The 19,169-nt window shown below is 66.6% G+C and carries 16 protein-coding genes and 1 pseudogene; 13 read left to right on the forward strand and 4 right to left on the reverse strand.

Going from position 1 to position 19,169, the window contains the following annotated elements:
• Nucleotides 1-4 precede the first annotated feature (4 nt).
• Nucleotides 5-1,252, forward strand: coding sequence for a cytochrome P450 (locus P8R42_21080; GenBank protein ID MDG2307093.1), 1,248 nt, complete (start codon nucleotides 5-7; stop codon nucleotides 1,250-1,252).
• Between the two features lie 103 nt (nucleotides 1,253-1,355).
• Here P8R42_21080 and P8R42_21085 read toward each other — a convergent pair whose 3' ends face one another.
• The gene (locus tag P8R42_21085) at nucleotides 1,356-1,727 is read right to left on the reverse strand and encodes a DUF2237 domain-containing protein (protein MDG2307094.1); all 372 of its coding nucleotides are present in this window, start codon (nucleotides 1,725-1,727) and stop codon (nucleotides 1,356-1,358) included.
• A gap of 96 nt (nucleotides 1,728-1,823) precedes the next feature.
• Between P8R42_21085 and P8R42_21090 the strand changes: the two genes are divergently transcribed.
• Complete coding sequence (locus P8R42_21090) at nucleotides 1,824-3,752, forward strand: ABC-F family ATP-binding cassette domain-containing protein (GenBank protein MDG2307095.1); 1,929 nt, start codon at nucleotides 1,824-1,826, stop codon at nucleotides 3,750-3,752.
• 551 nt (nucleotides 3,753-4,303) lie between these two features.
• Nucleotides 4,304-5,917, forward strand: a complete 1,614-nt coding sequence (locus P8R42_21095) for an NAD(P)/FAD-dependent oxidoreductase (protein MDG2307096.1) — start codon at nucleotides 4,304-4,306, stop codon at nucleotides 5,915-5,917.
• Between the two features lie 3 nt (nucleotides 5,918-5,920).
• Here the strand turns inward: P8R42_21095 and P8R42_21100 are convergent, their stop codons facing one another.
• Nucleotides 5,921-7,153 carry a sulfotransferase gene (locus tag P8R42_21100; protein MDG2307097.1) on the reverse strand — a complete coding sequence of 411 codons (1,233 nt, stop codon included), beginning with the start codon at nucleotides 7,151-7,153 and terminating at the stop codon, nucleotides 5,921-5,923.
• 173 nt (nucleotides 7,154-7,326) lie between these two features.
• On the opposite strand from P8R42_21100, the gene P8R42_21105 reads away from it, so the two are divergent.
• From P8R42_21105 to P8R42_21125, 5 genes are all read left to right on the forward strand, one after another.
• A complete protein-coding gene (locus P8R42_21105; GenBank protein MDG2307098.1) occupies nucleotides 7,327-7,764 on the forward strand; it encodes a hypothetical protein in 438 nt (145 codons plus the stop codon).
• A gap of 109 nt (nucleotides 7,765-7,873) precedes the next feature.
• Nucleotides 7,874-8,857: a hypothetical protein gene (locus P8R42_21110; protein ID MDG2307099.1), complete on the forward strand. Its 984-nt coding sequence runs from the start codon at nucleotides 7,874-7,876 to the stop codon at nucleotides 8,855-8,857.
• A gap of 56 nt (nucleotides 8,858-8,913) precedes the next feature.
• Nucleotides 8,914-9,495, forward strand: a complete 582-nt coding sequence (locus tag P8R42_21115) for a SprT-like domain-containing protein (GenBank protein ID MDG2307100.1) — start codon at nucleotides 8,914-8,916, stop codon at nucleotides 9,493-9,495.
• Nucleotides 9,496-9,570: 75 nt separating this feature from the next.
• Nucleotides 9,571-10,965, forward strand: coding sequence for a carotenoid oxygenase family protein (locus tag P8R42_21120; protein MDG2307101.1), 1,395 nt, complete (start codon nucleotides 9,571-9,573; stop codon nucleotides 10,963-10,965).
• Nucleotides 10,966-11,014: 49 nt separating this feature from the next.
• Entirely contained in the window at nucleotides 11,015-11,407 is a 393-nt protein-coding gene (locus P8R42_21125; protein ID MDG2307102.1) for a hypothetical protein, read from the forward strand.
• Nucleotides 11,408-11,437: 30 nt separating this feature from the next.
• On the opposite strand, the gene P8R42_21130 is transcribed toward P8R42_21125, so the two are convergent.
• Entirely contained in the window at nucleotides 11,438-12,184 is a 747-nt protein-coding gene (locus P8R42_21130; protein MDG2307103.1) for an alpha/beta fold hydrolase, read from the reverse strand.
• A 128-nt stretch (nucleotides 12,185-12,312) separates the two neighbouring features.
• Here P8R42_21130 and P8R42_21135 point away from each other — a divergent pair, with 128 nt between their 5' ends.
• The 5 genes and pseudogenes from P8R42_21135 to P8R42_21155 all read left to right on the forward strand — a co-directional run bounded on the left by P8R42_21135 (nucleotide 12,313) and on the right by P8R42_21155 (nucleotide 15,842).
• Nucleotides 12,313-13,893: a carboxylesterase/lipase family protein gene (locus tag P8R42_21135; GenBank protein MDG2307104.1), complete on the forward strand. Its 1,581-nt coding sequence runs from the start codon at nucleotides 12,313-12,315 to the stop codon at nucleotides 13,891-13,893.
• Nucleotides 13,894-13,938: 45 nt separating this feature from the next.
• Nucleotides 13,939-14,262, forward strand: coding sequence for an FUN14 domain-containing protein (locus tag P8R42_21140; protein ID MDG2307105.1), 324 nt, complete (start codon nucleotides 13,939-13,941; stop codon nucleotides 14,260-14,262).
• 9 nt (nucleotides 14,263-14,271) lie between these two features.
• On the forward strand, nucleotides 14,272-15,159 hold the full coding sequence (locus P8R42_21145) for a hypothetical protein (protein MDG2307106.1): 888 nt from the start codon (nucleotides 14,272-14,274) through the stop codon (nucleotides 15,157-15,159).
• Complete coding sequence (locus P8R42_21150) at nucleotides 15,159-15,665, forward strand: hypothetical protein (protein MDG2307107.1); 507 nt, start codon at nucleotides 15,159-15,161, stop codon at nucleotides 15,663-15,665. The genes P8R42_21145 and P8R42_21150 overlap by 1 nt, the downstream gene beginning before the upstream one ends.
• 45 nt (nucleotides 15,666-15,710) lie before the next feature.
• Nucleotides 15,711-15,842, forward strand: a pseudogene (locus P8R42_21155) (nitronate monooxygenase).
• Nucleotides 15,843-15,861: 19 nt separating this feature from the next.
• Here the strand turns inward: P8R42_21155 and P8R42_21160 are convergent.
• The gene (locus P8R42_21160) at nucleotides 15,862-19,137 is read right to left on the reverse strand and encodes a cyclic nucleotide-binding domain-containing protein (protein ID MDG2307108.1); all 3,276 of its coding nucleotides are present in this window, start codon (nucleotides 19,135-19,137) and stop codon (nucleotides 15,862-15,864) included.
• Nucleotides 19,138-19,169 lie beyond the last annotated feature (32 nt).

Raw genomic sequence — 19,169 nt, forward strand, 5'->3', positions numbered from 1 at the left:
GACCATGAGCACCGAGTCTCTGCCGACCACCGAAGACATCATCGGACCCGACACGTTCGCGCAGCACGGGTATCCGCACGCGGCGTGGAAGCGTCTGCGTAACGAGGCGCCCGTACATTGGTTCGACCTGAAGGGCGGGGTCGGCTTCTGGGCGATCACCAAGCGGGACGACATCGTTTCGATCTCGAAGCAGCCGCAGCGTTTCCTGAACGGCCCGCGTCTCGCGATCTTCGAAGAGGGGGCTCCCGTGGAAGGGGAGCGGACGCTCGCACGTCATCTCCTGAACATGGACCCGCCCGATCACCAGGCGTTCCGGCGCGTCGCGGCAGGGTGGTTCACACCGCGGGGCATCCATCGTCGTCGTGGGGAGGTCCGGCAGATTACGCGCGATCTCTTGACCGAGATGGGGGGCGACGGCGAAGAGCGGGAAGGAGACTTTGTCGCCGATTTCGCCGCTCCGCTCACGCTGAACGTGCTGGCAGACATGCTCGGCGTTCCACGCGAGGACTGGCACCTCATGTTCAAGTGGACGAACCAGATCGCCGGTTCGGCCGACGAGGAGTACAAGACGGGCGACGTGCCCTTCGAGGGCGTTGAGCAAGCGCGCACGGGCCTTTTCGAGTACTTCACGGACCTGGCCGACGAACGGCGCAAGGCGCCTCGCGACGACATGGTCAGCATCCTGTCGACGGTCGAGATGGATGGTGCGCCGATGCCCGCATTCGAGCTTCTGTCGTATTTCCTGCTCCTCGTCGTCGCGGGCAACGAAACCACGCGAAACTCCGCAAGTGGTGGCCTTCTCGCTCTGATCGAGAACCCCGACCAGATGACGAAGCTGCAGGGCGATCCCTCCCTCCTCGACGATGCGGTCGAGGAGATCGCGCGCTGGACCGCGCCGGTGATCCAATTCTGTCGGACGCCCACCGAGGATTTCGAGCTTCGCGGTCAGAAGATCCGCGCGAACGAATCCATGTGCCTGCTGTACCCCTCGGCCAATCGCGACGAGGATGCGTTCGAGAATCCGGATCAGTTCCGGATCGATCGCAACCCTAACCCTCATGTCGGCTTCGGAATCGGGGAGCACTTCTGCCTGGGTGCGCACCTGGCCCGGTTGGAGCTGCGTGTGATCTTCGAAGAGCTCGGGGCGCGCCTCGAGTCGGTCGAGCTCGCCGGGCCGGTCGAGCGGATGCGGTCGAGCTTCCTCGGCGGGGTGAAGCGCATGCCCTTGCGCTACCGCTTGCGGCCGAACTGAGGGCGTCGCCCGACGGAGCCGAACCGGTAGTAGTTCCCGAGCCTCGGTCGTGCGCATCAGCCCACGTCTCAACGTCGGGCCGGCCGAGTTGGGGGGTGATGTCTCAGTTCAGGTCGACCGCGAAGTCCCGAAGGACCTTGAGGGGGATGATCTCGAGAGCCTTGTGGTGGGTGCGAGTGAGCCACACGCGGGGGGCCGCCTCGCTCTGGTAGGCCTCGAGCCACCGCGCCGCACACAGGCACCAGCGGTCGCCCGGTTTGAGGCCAGGGAACCCGAACTCGGGGCGCGGGGTCGACAGGTCGTTCCCTCGTAGGCGGGAGAAGTCGAGGAACTCCTCCGTCAGTTCGACGCACACGGTGTGGGAGCCGCCGTCTTGCTCGCTCGTGTTGCAGCACCCGTCGCGGAAGAATCCGGTCAAAGGGTTGTTGCTGCAGTCCTCGAGAGGCTCCCCGAAGACGTTGGTGGACTCGTCCATCTGCTCTTCCGACACGGCTTCTCCTTTTAGCGGGAATATCCCGGCGCGCCAGCAGGCTTGACCCGGCGCGGTCGGTAGCGTTCCGTCACGAGTTCAGTGAGCGCCGATCCGAAACCCATCATCGACGGAGCCCGTCTGCGCAAGAGCTACGGCGACCGAACGGTGCTCGCAGACGTCTCGCTCACGCTCCACGCAGGCGAGCGGGTGGGCCTGGTCGGCAACAACGGCTCGGGGAAGAGCACGCTCGGTCGAATTCTCGCGGGGGTCGAGACCCTCGAAGGCGGAGCGATCGCTCTTCGTCGCGGTGCGGTCGTCGATTACCTGGGACAGGAGCCGAACCTGCCCGCCGGCGAGACGGTGCGGCACGTCGTGTTGCACAGCCTCGATGCGTGGAGCGGGGCGAAGAAGCGGTACGAAGAGGCCACGGCCGGTCTCGCCGAAGGAACCGGAGACGTCAACGCGCTCGTCGTGACGCAAGCGGCGGCGGGAGATGAGCTGGAACGACTCGGCGGCTGGGAGCGTTTGCACGAAGCCGAGGCGATCATCGGCCATCTGGGCATTCGCGACCCGGGTCGTAGCGTAGACTCTCTGAGCGGCGGGGAGAGACGGCGCGTCGATCTCGCACGCGTTCTGGTCGGAGACCCCGATCTCGCAATCCTCGACGAGCCCACGAACCACCTCGACGTCGCGACGATCGAGTGGCTCGAAGAGCACCTCGTCAACGAGTTCAAAGGCGCGCTCCTCCTGATCACGCACGATCGCTACGTGCTCGATCGCGTGACCACGCGGACTTTCGAGCTCCACCGCGGTTCGGTGATGAGCTACGCGGGCGGGTACGCGACGTATCTCGAAGCCAAGGCGGAGCGAGAGGCGCAGGAAGAGCGGACGGAGCGCAACCGGCAGAACTTCCTGCGGACCGAGCTGGAGTGGCTCCGTCGTCGGCCGAAGGCGCGAAGTACCAAGCAGAAAGCGCGCGTCGACCGGGCGGAAGCGGCTCGCGACCAGAAGAAGCCGGAGAAGGAGCGCGTTGCGGCGCTTCGCTCCGGAATGTCGCGACTCGGCAAGACGATCCTCACGCTGGAGGGTCTGTCCCTCGAGCGGGACGGCCGTCGGCTGATCGACAAGCTCGATCTTCGTCTGGGCCAGGGGGACCGAGTCGGAATCGTCGGGCCGAATGGCTCCGGTAAGACCAGCCTCCTGCTCTGCCTGCTCGACCAGCTGACGCCGACGGCCGGCGTGAAGACCCTGGGGGAGAACACGAAGCCCGGGTATCTCGATCAGATGCGTGGACAGCTCGACGAGACGCGCTCGATCCGGGAGTCGGTCGCCGAGGATCAAAACGAGATCTCGATCGGAGACGAGCGACTCGACGTTGCGTCGTATCTCGAGCGGTTTCTTTTCGATCGGCCGGCGCAACGTCACCAGATCGCCACGCTCTCCGGCGGCGAGCGCGCGCGCGTGTGCCTCGCCCGGCTCCTTTGTCAGAATGCGAACCTCCTGCTCCTCGATGAGCCGACGAACGATCTCGATGTGGCGACGCTCGGCGCACTCGAGTCGATGCTCACCGAGTACTCGGGTTGTGCGCTGGTCGTAAGTCACGATCGGTGGTTCCTCGACCGCGTCGCGACGTCGATCCTCGCGTTCGAAGGAGACGGTCGGGTGGTCCTACACGCGGGAGGCTACACCGAGTACCGTGAGCGCGTCGCGCGCGAAGAGGCGGCTCGTGCGAAGACGCAGACGAAGCCCGTCGTCGCGAAGGTGCCGCCCCGGGAGAAGACGACCGCGCCGAAGAAGCTCACCTTCGCAGAGAAACGCGAGCTTGATGGCCTTCTGGAGAAGATCGACGTCGCAGAGGGCTTGGTGCGTTCTTTGGAGGAGCAACTGGCGGATCCAGCGACGTACCGCGACCGGGGCGACGCGGTGGCGGTGCTCCGGGCCGACCTCGAGTCCGCCGGCGCGTCGGTGGCGGAGCTGACGGCGCGGTGGGAAGAGCTCGAGGAGAAGCAAGCCGCGTTCGAGAGCTAGCTCAGCCCCGTCGCTGCACTCGTCGGTCGACCCGGGGGTCTGCGGCGGGCACGGAGGCCTGTGCTGATCTCGACCAGGCCCGGATCGGGAGCGGGGCCCTGGCGTCCGATGGAACGTGGCGCGAAGTGAACGCCGCTCTCTGTCGGCTGGTCGGATGCGATGCTGAAGACCTCGTCGGATACGCGTTGACGGAGGTTCTTCATCCCAACGAGCCGCGAGCGGGGAGCACCGAGCTCAGCACGATCTCTCGCGTATCGAGACCGGACGAATGCGGCCTCACACTCGGGAGTTTGCTCTTCGGGAGTGGCTCGCCGAAGTCGTCGATCCGATGCGAAGCCTGGCGGAGGTGAAGGGGCTCGTGCGAGAGTGAGCTTCAGTTCGTCGTCGAAGATGCCGGGACGGGAGTCCCTACGCGGTAGTGCGCGCTCATCTTCAAGCCGTTCGTTCAGGGCGACGAACCGAAGCCGGGCACCGGACCCGGGAGTGAAGCGCTTTGAGATGTAGAGACGGGATGTTGGCCATCTCCGTGCCATCACTTATGTTCAAAGCCCATGTCTGCTTCCAACGGCAGCGACCTTCCTGAGTACGACGCCGTCGTCGTCGGGGCCGGATTTGCTGGGCTCTATATGATCCATCGTCTGCGCGGCATGGGACTCTTGGCCCGCGTCTTCGAGACGGGACACGACGTCGGCGGGACCTGGTATTGGAACCGGTATCCGGGCGCGCGCTGCGACGTCGAGAGCCTCGAGTACTCGTATCAGTTCTCCGACGAGTTGCAGCAAGAGTGGGAGTGGTCTGAGAGGTACGCGACGCAGCCCGAGATTCTTCGCTACGTGAACCACGTCGCGGATCGATTTGATCTCCGCCGCGACATCGAGTTCGAGACGCGGGTCGAGTCTGCGATGTTCGACGAGGATACGAGTCGCTGGCACGTAGAGACCGCGGGCGGGCACGCGACGGCGCGCTTCGTCATCATGGCGACGGGTTGCCTGTCGTCCGCGAACACGCCGAAGTTCGAAGGGCTCGACACGTTCGGTGGCGACACGTTCCACACTGGTCGCTGGCCGCACGAGGGTGTGGACTTCACGGGAAAGCGCGTCGGGATCATCGGTACGGGCTCGTCGGCGATCCAGTCGATCCCGCACATTGCCGTCGAGGCGAAACACCTCTTCGTGTTCCAGCGCACCGCGAACTACTCCGTTCCGGCGCACAACAAGAAGCTGGACCCGGAGATCGTCGCCGCGATCAAGGCCGACTACCCGAACTTCCGCGCCGAGAACAAACTCATGCCGTCGGGCTTCGGAGCACGCACATCGCGGAACATGGAGCAGGGTGCGCTCGAGGTCGACGCGGTGGAACGTGAGGCTGCTTACGAGGCGCGCTGGGAGCATGGGGGCTTGTCGTTCCTCGGTTCCTTCAATGACCTGCTCTTCAGTCGGAGCGCCAACGACACCGGGGCGGACTTCGTTCGCCGCAAGATCCGCGCGACCGTAGAGGATGCGAAAGTCGCAGAACTGCTTGCCCCCAAGAGCGTCCTTGGCTGCAAGCGGATGTGCGTCGATACCGGCTACTACGAGACCTACAACCGGCCGAACGTCACCCTGGTCGACGTGAGTGAAGCGCCGATCGAGAAGATCACGAAGACCGGACTGCGCGTCGGCGCGGAAGGCTACGAGCTCGACTGCATCGTGCTCGCCACGGGCTTCGATGCGATGACCGGCGCGCTTGGGAAGGTCGAGATACGGGGCCGCAACGGGCGCTCGCTCGCCGACAAGTGGGCGGAGGGTCCGCGAACCTACCTCGGTCTGCAGACCGTGGGGTTCCCGAACCTCTTTACGATCACCGGCCCCGGAAGTCCGTCGGTGCTCACGAACATGCTCCCGTCGATAGAGCAGCACGTGAACTTCATCGCGGACTGCATCGAGCGCATGCGCGAGACCGGAGTGTCCATGGTCGAGCCAACCGCCGAGGCGGAAGACGCCTGGGTCGAGCATGTGAACGAGGTGGCGGGGGTTACGCTTCTGCCGACCTGCAACTCCTGGTACCTCGGCGCGAACATCCCGGGCAAGGCGCGGGTCTTCATGCCGTACTTGGGCTTTCCGATGTACGTGGAGAAGTGCGAAGAAGTCGTGGCGAACGACTACGAAGGCTTCGAGTTCCGCTGACGGTCAGATCTCGAAGTCGGAGCAGTAGTCGGCGAAGCGCGCACGAATGCCGTCGCGGCTGAGACCGAACCCTTCGGGTGAGTGCTCATGCACGTGGCGAGGTTTCTCCGCCTCGGCCTGGATGTAGTTCGTCATTGCTCGCCGTGCGTCCTCGTTGAAGGGGACGCCGAGTGCGGCATAGGTGCTCTCGACGGTCCCAAGCGGGTCTCGCACCAGGTCGGGATGCCGAACGTCGGTGTAGCGTTCCGGCCGCAGGCGGTCGCGCAACGCCAGCGCGCGTTCCATGGCGCGAGGCCAATGCCCGTCCATGATTTCTAGGCCGAGTGCGACCGGGTCGACGTCGTTCGTGAACAGTGCACGGGTGTACGCGTGTAGGCTGCAGAGGGAGCTGAGCGCGGTTCCCGGATCTCGGTGCGTGAAGATCACCTTCGCGGTGGGGAAGACCTCGAGCAGGGTTTCGAGGTGGACCAGGTGCGTCGGGTCCTTCAGCACGAATCGGCGGCCGGCGGGTCGGTGGAACTGGATCAGCTGCAGTTGGCGACGGTAGCTCGTGTACGCGATGCTCGTGTCCTGATCCAGGAGCCACTCGACGTACTGCGGGGCGTGGTACTGGATGTCGAACTGTAGCGTGCGGAGGTCGTTCATGAACAGCGCGACGCATTCCTCGGGCATGTCTGCGGTCATTGGATGGATCGCGTCGTAGCTTGGCGCCATCGAGGCGAGTTGGTCGAGCATCCGCGCGAGCCGGTCCGCGCGCAGGTCGGGGCCGGAGGAGGGAGGAACGGGGTCGAAGCTCTCCCAATAGGGGATCGTTCGGTTCTCGGGGTCGCGAGCGAGGATCTGGTGCAATGCGGTCGTTCCGGTGCGCGGCCACCCGACAATGAAGATTGGCTCGGGGAGGGTGGTCTCTGCGATCGCGGGGGGGTGCCGCAGTGCCTGCCGGATCCGGAGGTGCGTCCGGGCCAGGCGTACGGTGTCGTCTCGCGCCGAGATCCGGCCGATGAGCGAGAGCGTCGTGTCGCTCCGGATCGATCGAACGAGCACGTCGAGGGCTTCACGGGCTTCCGGCGCGGGGTCGACCGCCGCAGGTTCGTGGGCAAGAGCGGCCTCCCACCAGGCATCGGCGGACGGGACCGCCAGGCCGGGGGCCAGTCGCCCGACCTGGTTGGCCGCTCGGAGCCACAGGGGTTGTCCCTGCCGAGCGTGAACGAACTGGCCGACGCGTAGAGCCTTCATCGCGCGCGGGATTCGGTCATGACGCCTCGCCGCCGTCAACCGACGCTGACGGTCGCAAACAGAATGCGACACCCGCCCCTCCGGCCCGAACCGGATTCCTCAGTGTTTCCGAGCGACGCGTTCCGGCACGGCCCTTGCGAACCACAAGAGTCGACATGGTCAGGGAGGGAACGATGGTAGCGAGATTCGAAGAGATTCGCCGGCTGCGTCGGTCGCGACGGCCTGGTTGTCAGCTCTCCTTTGTGGGATTCGATGCGCGCCGCAGTGAGGCATCGCGCGCGTCCTGCGTCGCGCGGTCCGGACCCGGACCCGGACTCGGACCCGGACCCGGCCCCGGACCCGCCGCCGGGACGCCTTCTGCGCGCGCAGGCGCGCGCAGCCGTCCGCGCGCAAACCATTCGGCCGGCCTGCGCGAGAGCGTGCTCTCGCCGACGGAGCAGATGGAGACGCTCCTGCGTCACCCGCACCTCATGCGCTCGCAGGACCGAGAGTGGGTTACGAAGATCGGGGAGACGGTCTCCGCCCGCGGCCCGGGGGCAGGGCTGAGCGACCGTCAGCAGGCAGTCATCTGTGACATTTTCGACCGCCTCCGGGAACGGATCGGGCGCTGAGCGACTCGCCCGGTTCGCGGGCTGGGGGGAGTGCTTGCGCCGCGAGGCGACGAGCGGGCATCGTCGGTGGATGTTCCGACGCAGGCGATTACTCCTGAGGCTGTGGGTCGTGGTGCTGGCCACCGCGGCGAACGTCCCAGCCGCGGCAGAACCGCAGGTGCGCAGCTGCGCGGATCTCTATTTCGGGATCACCGCGCCCCCGGATTTCGAGTCGGCCTACGCCTGCTTGGATGCAGCGCGGGCACGACCGCGGGGTTCGGAGGTCGCGCCGGATTGGCTCGGCCAATACGCGCCGCTCGTCCTCATGCGGCTCAACGGCGACGGGGTCCCGGTCGATCTGGATGCGGCGTCCGCGCTGGTGGCGCAGTGGCAGGCCGTCGACCCGGCGAACACAAAATCCCAGCTGTTCCTTCGTCGGATTCTTCTAGAGCGTCGCGCCGGCCTCAGCGCAGAGCCGGGCAAGACGCTGGTGTTCTGCGAACTTCCCGGCGGCACCTCGCTCGAGTCCCGCTGCGAGGAGGTTCGGCGTCGACGCGAGGAGGCGCGCCGCGAGGAGCACGTGCACGCTGTCCGCGAGCGTGTACCCGAGGCGGCCCGAGCCGAGCTTTCGGGCCTGCTTTTCCACTTCGGGGGCTATTCCGACCGCGAGGGGGCGCGGATCGAGCGGGCTCGGGTGCTCGAGGACGACGCGGAGAGCGCCGCGCAGCGACAACGGGTGCGTGTTCAGGCGGATTTCGACGCCGTGGTCCGCCGAGCGTTGGTCGAACATGTCCTCGAGCCGGTGTCCGCCTTGGACGCGAGTCGCAGGGAGCGTGCCCTGGAGACGACCTACGCAGAGGACCGGCGCGAGCGGGCAGAGAGCTTCGTCGTGTACGAGCGCGCGCTCCCCGACAGCGCCGAAACCTACGAGCGGTATCGCCGCCGGTACGACGACGCGGCGGAGCAGTCACAGGCCGCTTGGCGGCGCTACAGGGATGCGTGGGTCACGGTCGTCCGCGCGGCCTCCGGCTCGGACCCCGAAGCCGCGGCGGGTGAGGCGGCGATCCGTTCGCTGCTGGCAGCGCAGAGAACGAAGGCACTGCGACCAGACTGACTTCGATTTGTCCTCTGTACGTGGGCGCGTCGGTCGAGTTGCGATAGGATGCGCGGGTGACCCCGGACGCGAGAGCCACCGAGCTGTACAGCGCGAGTCGCGAACTCTTGGCGGGGTGGTCGGACGTGTGGGGGCGGCCGGGTCTGGAGGACTCGGTCGATGTCGAGATCAGCCGGAGGATGAGCCGCGCTCTGGGCCTCGCGCACCCCGGACGCCGAGTCATCAGGATCGCGCATGCTCTGCTGACCGCACCCGCCGCCGCCTTTGCGGAGGTGTTATGTCACGAAGCAGCACACGTGGTCGTCTTCGAGCGATATCGCAGGTCCGTTCGTCCGCACGGGAGTGAGTGGGCCGTTCTGATGCGCGCCGCGGGCTACGAGCCCCGCACGCGTGTCGACCCGCGGGACCTCGGCATCGTTTGGTCGCCCCCGCCGCGCCGCCCGCGAGCCCGCTACATCTACGAGCATCGCTGCCGCGCGTGTGGAATGAACCGGCGAGCTCGGCGCGCCGTCCGCCAGTGGCGATGCGCGCGCTGCCACGCCGCGGGGCTCTCCGGAGAGCTGGAGATCCGGCGGTGGCCGGAGGCGGCCGGCCGGAGATTTGGTTGGCTAGGGACGGCTCTGAATCCCTCGGATTGACAAGCCCGGGCATGAAACGTAGTGGTGACTCACTAACGCTGGCGCCCTGCCGGCCGTGAGAAAGGACCGCACGTCATGTCGACCGAGCCGAACGTTCCTGAGAACCGTTTCTTCGAGGGCATCCTGGCCCCCGTGATGGATGAGCGTAACGATGCCGAGCTCGAAGTCGTCGGAGAACTGCCGGCAGGTCTCCAGGGCATGTTCGTGCGCAACGGGCCGAACCCGCAGTTTGCGCCCGAGGGTGCGTACCACCCGTTTGACGGCGACGGGATGATCCACGCCCTCTACGTCGAGGACGGCAAGGCTCGCTACCGCAACCGGTGGATCGAGTCGGCGGGCCTGCTCGCCGAGCGCAAGCGCGGGCATGCCTGCTTCGGCAGCGTTTCGCAGTTCAAGCTCCCGGCGCAGGACGTCATGGACGAAGTCGGCATGATGAAGAACAACGGCAACACCCACACCGTGCGGCATGCCGGAAAGTACCTTGCACTGATGGAGGCCGCGCCGCCGACTGAGCTTTCGCGTGAGCTGGGGACCGTCGGCGAGTACGACTTCGCAGGTAAGCTCAAGGGACCGATGACGGCCCATCCGAAAATCGACTCGAAGACGGGAGAGATGTTCTTCTTTGGGTACTCGCCGTTCCCGCCGTACCTCCGTTACCACGTCGCGGATGCGTCGGGCGCGCTCGTTCACAGCGTCGAGATCGACCTGCCGGCACCGGTCATGATCCACGACTTTGCCCTGACCGAGAACTACGTCGTGTTCTTCGACGCGCCCGGGATCTTCGACCTCGACTCGATGATGAAGGGCGAGCCCGGCGTACGCTGGGAGCCGGAACGCGGCACGCGCATCGGCATCCTGCCCCGTCGCGGCGGAAACGACGACATCCGCTGGGTCGAGATCGACAACTGCTTCCCGGTTCACTTCTGGAACGCGTGGGACGATGGCGACAAGGTCGAGATTTACGGCCCGTCGTTCGAGAAGATGCCGGGTGGTCTTCAGTTCGACAACCCGAGCCAGATCGAAGAGCCGAAGCCGTGGCACTGGTCTGTCGATCTCACGGAGAAGACGGCGAGCGGCGAGCAGACCGACGATCGTTCCGGCGAGTTCCCGCGGATCAACGATGATCGCGCCGGTCGGCGGCACCGCTATCAGTACAACGCGCTCGCGCGCACGTGGGAATTCGAGTTCGATTTCCACGGGGTCATCAAGTACGACATGGAGTCCGGCACGTCTGAGGAGTACGTCCACGGTGAGAACGCGGTCAGTGGCGAGCACGTCTTCGCTGCCGATCCCGCGGGCCAGAACGAGGACGACGGTTGGTTGCTGAGTGTCGTGACGGATCGGCTCACGAAGCGTTCGGAGTTTAGGGTTCTCGACGCCCGCGACGTCGCCGCCGGGCCCATCGCACGAGTGAAGGTCCCGCGTCGGGTGCCGCTCGGCTTCCACGCGAACTGGTTCCCCGACGCCTGAAGCCGACAGGTGATGGCAGCGTTCGGCATCGCGAGATAGAAGCCCGACCATGCGACGTATTCTGATGTTCGTTGTCATGGTCGGGCTTCTCGCGACGCCGCCCGCCGTTCTTGCGCAGGGAGACGCGCTCGCGGAGTTGAAGAACACGACTCCCGAGCAGCGTGCGACGGTTCAAACCGGGTTCATGAAGGAGAAGCTCGGACTCTCAAAGGAGCAGGCGGAGAAGGTCGCCGCGATCAACCTCGAGTTCGCAAAGAAGAGCGATCCCGTCATCAAGGGCGACGAGGGGATGTTCAAGAAGATGCGTCTCCTACGGGCCGATCGCGACGCCAAGCAAGCCGCGCTCTCGAAGGTCCTCTCGCGGGAGCAGGATGCGAAGCTCGCCGCCTCTCGTGAGGAGATGCGCGAGCGTATGAAGAAGCTCCTCGCCGACCGGCCCTAGTGTAGCGCCGGTCGCTGCGCGCGACGTGGATTACTCCGAGGCGAACTTCTCGATGGCGGAGACGACGGTCGCCGGCTCCTTCTTGTGCGGGAAGTGTGCCTGCCCGGCGATCTTCTCGAGCGTGCCATGCGGGAGCGCGTCCGCGAGCGACTGCGAGAGGGCCGGGTCGTTCTCGCCGACGAGTACCAGGGTTGGGCAACTCACGGACTTCATGCGATCGGTGATCGCCTCGGCTTCGAGGGTCTCCATCCGGCGGGCCAGCTCCATCATCGGACCGGCCGTGCCTTCGACCGACTTGCGGCTGATCGGCCCGAAGATCGAGTGGGCGATCCCCTCGAGGGCGTTCATCCGGCCGGCTTTCAGGATCTCCGTGCACCAGTTTCTCTGCTCGGCGTTCGCTTCCGTGGCGGTTCCGAGGACGACCAGGCGCTCTACACGGTCGGGCGCCTGAAGCGCGGTCATCAGGGCGACGAGGCCGCCCAGCGCGTGTCCGACCAGAGTGGCCTTGTGGATCCCGAGGTCGTCGAGAACGGCCACGACGTCCTTTCCGAGGTCGTCCCATTGGTAGGGGCCGGCCGGGCCGCCGGAGTAGCCGTGCCCGCGCTGCTCCAGGAGAACGACGCGTCCCTGCTTGGCGAGCGCGGGGGCGACCGCGTCCCAGGCGTCGAGCCCATCGGCAAAGCCGTGGATCAGCACGAAGGTGCGCTCCCCCTCGCCGAGCGTGCGGGCCCGCAGGGAGTATCCCCCCAGATCAATCTTCTTCGTTTCTTCGGACATTTCAGGACTCCTCGGGCCAAAAGACGGTCGGGATTGCTTGCCGGATGGGCGGGGTTCAATCAAGGATTGCCGGTCGGAACGTCGGGAAGAAACGGCGGCGTTCAGATGGTAAGCTGTAGGGGAACGTTTTGTCGTATCCAGAACTCGAGACGAATCACGGGTGGGTCCGGGGGCTTGAGTCCTCGGGTATTCACACGTTCCGTGGGATCCCCTACGCCGCGCCCATGGCGGGCGTGCGGCGATTTCTACCGCCGTCGCCCCCCGAGCCGTGGACGGGGGTGCGGGACTGTACCCAGTACGGTGACGCGGTCCCGCAGGTCTCCCTTCCGGTCTTCTCGTTCATCAACCTTGCCGCGGGCCGCCTGGGAGAAGATTGCCTCTCGGTGAGCGTTTGGACGCCCGAACTGGATACCGCCCGGCGGCCGGTCCTGGTCTGGATTCACGGCGGCGGGTTCCTGGTCGGCGCGGGCTCCACGCCGATGTACAACGGCCGGGCGCTCGCGATGCAGGGCGACGCCGTCGTCATCACGATCAACTACAGACTCGGAGCGCTCGGATACGCGCATCTCGGGACCGTCTTCGGCGAGGGATTCGAAGAGAGCACAAACCTCGGCGTTCGTGATCAGATCGCGGCGCTCGAATGGGTGCGCGACCACGCTGCTCGGTTTGGTGGTGACCCCGAGAACGTCACCGTGTTCGGTCAGTCGGCCGGCGCGATGAGCATTGGAGCGTTGTTCGCGGCACCGCGCGCACGCCCGCTCTTCCATCGCGCGATCTGCATGAGTGGCGCCGGCGGCCACGTCATCGAGCGCGACCTCGCGGAAGGTGTGGCGAAAGAGTTCGTGAGTCGGCTGGGTGGGCCGCCGCCGTCGCACCGGTCCTTTGCGCAGATCTCGATGGATGACATCCTGCAAGCGCAGAACGAGACCATGAACGAGATGACGAATCTGTTTCGTCTCATGGTCTTCTTGCCGTTCGTCGATGGCGACGTCATCACCGAGCAGCCGCTCGATGCCGTTCGGCGTGGTGCGACGCGTGACATCCCGATCCTCACGGGCACGACGCTCGAGGAGTGGAAGCTCTTCCGCATGCTCGATCCGGGCATTCGAGGGCTGTCCCAGGAGGGGTTGCGAGACCGGTTCGGGCTGATCTTGAACGAGGGCTTCCCGGGTGCGCCGTCGCCGGACGAGGCGATGCGGCGTTGGCTCGAGGCGCTCCAGGGCCGAACCGCCGCGACGAGTACGAACGAGGCGTGGGTCGCCTTCCAGAGCGGGCGCATGTTCCATTATCCGTGCGCGCAGCTTGCCGAGGCGCAGCACGCCGCGGGCGGCGCCGCCTACCGGTACCTGGTGACCTGGCGGGCCGCCGCGATGCGCCGCTTGCTCGGCGCTGCACACGCGATCGACGTGCCGTTCCTGTTCGGCGCCGTCGGGAACCCGCTCGTGTTGCCGCTCACGGGCTTCAGTGGCGCGGCCCGTACCCTCGAGCACAATCTGCAGACCGCGTTTCTCGCGTTCGCGAGCGGTGGCAAGCCCGGGCATTCGGGTCTTCCCGCGTGGCCCGAGTACGACGACGAATCGCGCACGACAATGATCCTCGGTCGGCAGTTCATTGCCGAGGACGGCCCGCTCGAGCGGGAGCGTGTCCTCTACGAGGAGTGGAGCCAGGCGCCATCACCCCTGCGCATGGAGGCCGGCCCCGTCTCGTGACCGCGCCCGTTTGACTCGCATCGACGGGAATCCTAGCGAACCCGGATGGAAGAGAAGGGGAACATCCTGCTCGGGCCGGTGGGCGGGCTCGGGTTTGGTGGCGTTGTCGGTCTCGCGGTGGGGTACACCGCGAAGAAGATCGGCAAACTCGTCCTGCTGGCGATCGGCGCCGTGTTCATTCTCCTACAGGCGCTTGCCTATACCGAGTTGATCGACATCGACTGGGGTGCGGTCGAAGGCGCGGCGACGAACGCCTGGGAGACCTCGGACGGTACGCTCGCGGATCGGGCGTGGCAGGTGGTGACGAACAACCTGCCGTTCGGCGGTGGGTTCGTTGCGGGATTTGCCCTCGGCTTCAAGATGGGATGACGTGAAGTCGTGACGGCGACGGACTTCTTAGCGGTTGCCGAAGAGGGACGGCCCGCGCTCGTCGGTCCCAAGATCGACGGGCTGCGAAAGTTTCTGCTCCTGTTCGGGGCTGCGCGCAGTTGGCTGTGGCTGATCTTCAACGCGAACATGGACGTGGGGTTGCTCGTGATCGCGGCGCTGCTGCTCACGGCCTGCGCGACTTTGGCTTGGGTGCCCCGCTGGGCGCATGTGGCCCCTCGGATCGCCGTACCTCTGTTGTTCGTGGAGTTGGTCGGGAACTTTCCCTTCGCGGACAATCACTTCGTCCTGGAGCTGTTGGTGGTTTCGCTTCTCGCACTCGTCGGGCGCGACGGAGACGGGGAGTCCGCGGTTCTGCAGGGGATCCTGTGGGTCACTGCGATCGTGCTGTTTCAGACGGGGCTACAGAAGGTCCTGCACGGCCAGTACTTCGGCGGCGAGTTTCTGGCGTTCATGGTCGGTCGCGGCGATCGATTCGGCGATGTGTTCGGTTGGATGCTCTCGCCCGAGGAGGTCGTACGCCTCGCGGCGCATGACCCTCTCCGTTCGGGGGAGGGGCCATATCGGGTCGAGTCCACTAAATTCGTGCTCGCCTCGAACGCGGTCTACGTCGCGGAGATGATCCTGGCGCCTTTGCTGGTTTGGAAGCGTACGCGCACGGTCGCGGCGATCGTGGCTCTCGCGTTCGTAGTCGTGATCCAGACGGGCGCCCGGGAGATCGGCTTCGCGCTGGTGTTCGTGAACCTCTTGTTGCTGTTCACACCGAGCGACCTCATCCGGAAGCTCGTACCGGTCTTCGGGATCTTCCTGCTGTGGGTGGTGCTGGCGGCCGCGGGCTTCTTGCCCGGCGCCGCGTGGATCGAGTCGGGGTACATGTGATGGCGGCCCGCCGGAAATCGCCCGGGCCCCCGGCGCCCGTCGCCGGCTGGAAGGTCGCCGTCGTTCTGGCGGTCATCGCCTTCGTCGCGGTTTGGCCGCTGGTGCATCGGGGTCTCGTCGCGCTGTACGACGTGAACCCTTGGAAACTCGGAGGCTGGGCGATGTACACGACGGCTACGCCCCCGGTCCTCGTGGTCGCCTTCGAGCCTCGGGGAGACGGTGGCGTGCCGCTCGATCGGCGCCAGTTCCCGGCGTACGTCCAGCAGGCGCTCGGACAATTTGAGATGCGCCGGCACGTCCTCGGTAATCTCCACCGACCCGATGCGTTTGCTTCGCTGGTGCTGCAGGCTCGTCCGGATCTGGAGCGCGTCGTCGTCCTCGTCCAGCGGATGGCTCTCGACCCGTCCACTGCTCGGATGTCGGCTCGCACGATGCACTACACGTATGGCGCGGAGGGCTTGCTCGCGGAACAGGCGGTTGCGGCGGCCGAGTTGGCGGGGTCGTGAGAATGAGCCGCGCGTGGTTCCCCGACGCGTGGTGGCGAGGCCTCCATGAAGACCGCTTGGGCCGACCTGCTCGGCATCGACGTGCCCATCGTACTTCCGGGGATGAGCTGGATCTCGAAGCCGGGTCTGGTGGCGCCCGTATGTGAGGCGGGTGGACTCGGAATTCTCGCCGCGGGCGGCTTCGCGGTCAGCTGATCTAGCCGGCCCCGCTCGCGGCGGATGTCGTCTGCCGGAGGTCGCGTAGGTTGTCGTTAAGCTCGCGGACGCGACGCGACAGGGTCTGGCAGATGCTGATCGCGATCCCGGGTCGGCCGTCCATCACGCGAAGCAGGTCCGGTCGGTCGATGCGCAGGAGACGGATCTTGCTGATCGCCGTGCACGTGGCGGAACGGGTTTCTCCGTCGAGAATGGCCATTTCTCCGAAGAAGTCACGCGGGCCGAGTTCGCCGAGGGTGATGCCGCTGCGGGTGATTTGCACCTTCCCGGACACGATGAGGTACATGCAGTCGTCGAAGTCGCCTTCGTGCACGATGCGGGTGTTGGCCGAGTGGTCGACCTCGCGCACGATGCTTGCGAGTTCCGTGAGTTCGCGGGTACTGAGGCGCTCGAACAGCGCGAGGCTTCGAAGGTGTAGAACGATCTCGACTCCAGAGAGCATAGGGGAGACCTCCTCTTGGTCGGCGGGAGTGTCGGTGCAGGGGCTGATGGCCCGGATGGGGGCGAGCGGGTAGGCGGGTTCGCTGGGATGGATCTCAGGCACGCCGCCGAGCCGGTTGAGCTCGGAGTGTTCGAGGGTTGCCGCGACGAAGGCGCGCGTGAGCGAATCCTCGTCCGCGAGCGCCTGGAGGAGAGCCGCGTCGCGCTCGGCCGTGCGGTCTGCGGTTGGTCGCGGCTGCTGTGCGCGTCGGCCGTCGTCGAGCAACGTGAGCAGCGCATTCGCCTGTCCGGCGGGGAGGAGCGCCTCGAATGCTTCGAGGAGGACCGCGCGTTCGCGTCCGCTGTGCGCGCGTTCGAGCAGCGGCCCCAGTTCGGCGATCCGCTCGTCTTGGAAGAGCGCGGCGAATAGCGAAAGGGCTGCGCGCGTTCCCTCGTCGACGCGCTCGGTCAGGCGTTGTCGAACGAGGCCCGACGTCGTCGCACCGGCGAGCGCGTGTTTCAGGTCGAGGACCCGGCGGATCCCCTCGAGCTCATCGTCGACCAGGGCGTGAAGCGTTGCAGCGTTGACCGGAATGTCTCGGAGCACGGGGAGCAGTGCTTCTCGCGTGTGGCGACCGTCGCAATGAAAGGCCTCGAGGATGACATCGATGCCATGCGGTCCGAGGGCGCGGAGGGACTCCTGCGCGGCCTCGACCTCGCCCGCGTCGTCCGAAGAAAGCCGCGCCACCGCCCAGCGGCCGTAGTCGGTGCGGCCCGTGAACCCCAGGAAGCGCAGCAGGGCAGCGCGAACGGCTGGGTCGGGGTCGCTCTGATGTTCGAGGAACCTCGTGGTGAGGTGGTCGACCGCTGCGCCATTTCGTGCGGCGACGTCGGCGAGAGCGTTTGCGGCGTGCGGCCGCTCCTCGTCGTCGCCGAGGAGCGCCACGACGAGATCGAGTCGTGCACGCCAGGAGGTCTTGTCGACGGTGTCGGCGGCTCGGGGCGCGACGAGTGTCGTGCGGAGGGATTCGAGCGCGACGTGGCGAAACTCGGCGGTGCCCGACGCGACGGCCTCGCGCAGGAGCGCATCGGCGTCGTCGGCGCGCAACGCCAGCTGGGCGGCGAGCCGCACGGCGGCCGGGGTACCTTCGTCGCTCTCCAGAGTGGAGAGGGTGTCGCGGGTCTTCGCGTCGGAGATCCGCGCGACGGCGGATGCCAGGAGGATCAGCCGTGCTTTCTCGTCGGCACCGAGGTCGGCCCGCTCGGTGACGGCGCCGAGCATGGCCGAGCTGGCACCGTGGGCCTCGCTGGGGGAGAGCGTTCCGGCCTGGAGAAGGCGGCTGATCGTGTCGAGAAGGATCGGGACGTTGTCGGCTGGCGCGGCGCGCAGCGCCTCCGCAGTCACCTCCGCGGCGATGCCCGGTGGCGCTTCGAGAGCGAGCTCGCACGCGGCTGCACATCGGTCGGGATCGGGGTCCCGGAGGGAGGCTTCGAGGAGCCGCGTGGTGCGGGCATCGAGAAGGTCAGCGTCGGGGGCTTCTCCCCGCCCGAAGCGCGTCTGCGATGCGGCCTCCAAGAGCAGCGACGGGTAGGCCCGCGCCAGCGCGATTCCTGCGCCGAGCCAGAGGAAGGCGAAAGGCACGGCGATTCGGGGCAACATTGCTTCGAGGGATGCGGCGATGGTGCCGAGTACGAGTAGGTTGCCGATTACGCCTCCGCCCCGCTTCAACATGCCGTCGAGCAACGCGGCTACGGTCGGGCGGCTCGTCTCGGGGAACAGCGTTGCGAGGGTCCGTTCGGCTGGCTCGCCGAGGGCTTTGTCCTGCAGGCTCGCGGCGGCCATGGCCACGATGGCGATGCTGAGACCACCGACGGTCGCGAAGCCGATGAACCCGAGCATGTAGACGGCCGGGGCCAGGAGGGCGGCGCGCGGTACGCCGAACTGGCGGAACAACCACGAGGTCCCCCCGAGTTGGAGCGCCAGGATCGCCACGTTCATCCATCCGCGGAAGTTGCCATAGAGTTGGAGCAGTTCCTGCTCGCCGTCCATGCCGCGCGTTGCGGCGTCGGCGGCGACTGAGAACTCGTAGTACAGGACCGGGGCGAGCGTGCCCGCGAGGAGCGCTCCGGTGGCGAGCAGCCGGAACAAGCCGCTGTCACGCCACAGTGAGGTGAAGCTCGGCCGCGTGTCGTCTTCGTTCCGACGGGACCGTCTCGGCCATTCGATTCGTGTGACGGTCTTTCGGCGCAGCGCGGAGGTCGCGAGGGCGCCAAGCGCGAGCGCTCCGGCGGCGATCAATATGAGCGCGTGGATTCCGAGCTGGGTTCCGAGACTCCCCGAAGCGAAGCTGCCGAAGGCGACGCCGAGCGTCCCGCCGGCCATCATCGGTGGGACGAGGCGCTTGGCTTGGCGACCGTCGACCCAGCCGCCCATCGCGATCCAGAAGACGAGCAATGCGAGGGCCTGGATCTGTTTTGCGGCGAGGACCAGGACGGCGAGGACACCCGGGAGATCGGCCAGCAGTCCGAGCCACAGAGGTACGAGGAACGCGGCGGCGCACCATAACGTGAGAGTGAGGGCGCGGCCGTGGTCGCCGCCGGCGACCCGTCGTCCGATGAAGTACGTGCTCGCGGCGAGCAGGCCGGAGTTCACGAGGAAGACGAGCGGAAGTTGCTCGACGCCCACGCGTTTTAGGAAGAGCGTCTCCGCTGCGTTGGTGAGCGAAACGGTGGCCCAGCCTACCAGGAACAGCGAAAGGCCGCCCCACAGGACGATCGGCCGCTCGGAGGCGGTTCCGTTCGGAGGTCCGGCGGTAGGTGCTGTGCCGTCTGGCATGCAGGGGACGTTATCACCGCAGGGCCAGAGGC

It is taken from the genome of Candidatus Binatia bacterium, assembly GCA_029243485.1.
Taxonomy (GTDB): Bacteria; Desulfobacterota; Binatia; order UBA12015; family UBA12015; genus VGTG01.